Source organism: Wolbachia endosymbiont of Pentalonia nigronervosa, from assembly GCF_014534705.1.
Classification (GTDB): domain Bacteria; phylum Pseudomonadota; class Alphaproteobacteria; order Rickettsiales; family Anaplasmataceae; genus Wolbachia.
Genome location: NZ_JACVWV010000135.1, coordinates 1 through 1,985, shown reverse-complemented (window position 1 = coordinate 1,985; position 1,985 = coordinate 1). Strand labels below are relative to the sequence as shown.

Below are 1,985 nucleotides of genomic sequence, written 5' to 3'. Positions count from 1 at the left end.
GTACTTCCTAATAATGTAAACCCATAACCTAGTCCTACTGCTGCGATTTTTAAACTTATCAAGGCTGTTACAGTACCCATGATTGCTGTGGTTAAAGTTGGATATTTTTCTGCAAACTCTGCTACATATCTAGTTTTTTCCTGCAAGAACTCAGCTATGGACTTTAAAGTAGGCAACATCACTGAACCTAAGTTCATACCAACTTCAGCTATTGCATTTCGCAGGAGTCTTAATTTATTAGCTGTAGTGTCTGCACGATTTTCAAATTCTTTTTGCATGGATTTTTCATAGTTTTTTTCATCAGCCACAAAACCTATTGCTTTTTTATATTCTTTCAAACTTCCAACTAGGAGTGCTATATCATCTTGATATTCTTGGTTGAATAGGTTGAGAAGAATTTGAGAACGTTCCTGTTTATCTACTTTTTCTAAAGTTTCAAAAAAATAAAGTAGAGCGTTTTGTCCGTTTTGAGCAACTTTTTGTGATATTTCCTCTGCAGTTATGCCTATGGATTCTAATGTTGCTTTAAACTCTTTTCCTTGTCCTTCAGCAGTTTGAAGTTTAGAAAGCAGAGCATTTATAGCAGTTGCTGCTTTTTCAGGTTGTTTACCTAAACTAATGAATGCATTTACTAAACTACTCGTCTGGTTAATATCCAAACCAAATTGTTTTGCGTTACCACCCACTCTAGCCAATGCCTCCACCATATCTTTTGCCTTAGCAGCAGTATGATCTGAAAGGTGATTTATAATGTCACCTACTCTTTCCATCTTCTCTACTTCAATTCCATAAATGTTAGCGAGTTTAGCCATAGAATCACCAGCTTCTTCTGCAGATATGTCAAATGCGGTGGCCATTTTAGCTACAGTTGTAGTAAATACTATTAGCTTATCTTTTTGAATACCAAGTTGGCCACCACTTGCGGCTATTCTTGCTAGTTCTGCAGTTGATAGTGGTATAGTGCGTGACATCTCTTTTAGCTTTTCAGCAAACTCAGAAACCTCACCATTATTATTAAATTCTACTACCTTCTTAACATCAGCCATGGCACTCTCAAAATCAATAGCAACCTTAATTGGAGCTGCAAGTGAGAGTCCAAGCCCTATAGTTTCCATTACTTGTGACTTGTAATGTGCTTTTTTTGCTAGCATACTTTGCTGTTTCTGTATTACAGAGCCTAGTTTACTATATTTACCCTTTAATACTTCAATGGACGAGCCAAGTTTATATTGATCACTTACCAAGGACTTAATATTTTTTCCACTTTTTCTGATTTCTTCATTGAGTGAGTATAAAGTATCTCTTTTTTTTAAATATGCATCTTTTGCTTTTGTTGCTGAAGATTTAGCCTTATCAAATTCAGCTTTTAAAGTTTTGCTTGGTTTTTCCACTGCTTTTATCTGTTGAGCTAAGGATTTTACCTGATCCTCAAAACCTTTCCAGGATTTCTTGGCAGCAAATACATCAGAACCCAATTGTTTAAATTTAGATACTGATTTTAAAGATGAATCAAGCTGCCTGATATTTTCACCAAGACGAGTAAGCTGACTGCTACTTCCTTTTATTACAGTATTAAAGCTACCATCTAATACAGCACCTATTTTTATTGATAATGTTGACATTTACACTCCCTTGCTGCTTTAACCCACAAAACAAATTCATTGATTTCCATTTTTAGTAATGGCTCAATTCCCCCACCTATAAGAGAACTGAGCTCTATTACTTCTGACCTTAAGTCTTTTGGATAATTGGTGAAAAAAAATCTTTTAATACTTCTTGCACTTTCACATAGTCGGCTATGTCTAATTCTTCAATGGCTTCTTTTGCTATCGATGTTAGGTTTGCTGTCAAAATCACTTCTTTACTTAAATCACTACCATCAAGGCGCTCAATTATCAGATAGTCTCTTACTTTTGGACGTCTAACGGTAAGATCTGATACAGAAATTCCATCAACTGTTATTGGGTTGTTTAGTGTTATTGTTC

2 protein-coding genes are annotated in these 1,985 nt (G+C 35.2%); both read right to left on the bottom strand.

Going from position 1 to position 1,985, the window contains the following annotated elements; translation table 11 throughout:
- Positions 1-1,622: phage tail tape measure protein (locus IC220_RS07295; RefSeq protein ID WP_188153764.1), on the bottom strand; the 1,622-nt coding region annotated here is incomplete at its 3' end.
- A 109-nt stretch (positions 1,623-1,731) separates the two neighbouring features.
- Entirely contained in the window at positions 1,732-1,980 is a 249-nt protein-coding gene (locus tag IC220_RS07290) for a phage tail assembly protein (protein ID WP_188153765.1), read from the bottom strand.
- Positions 1,981-1,985 lie beyond the last annotated feature (5 nt).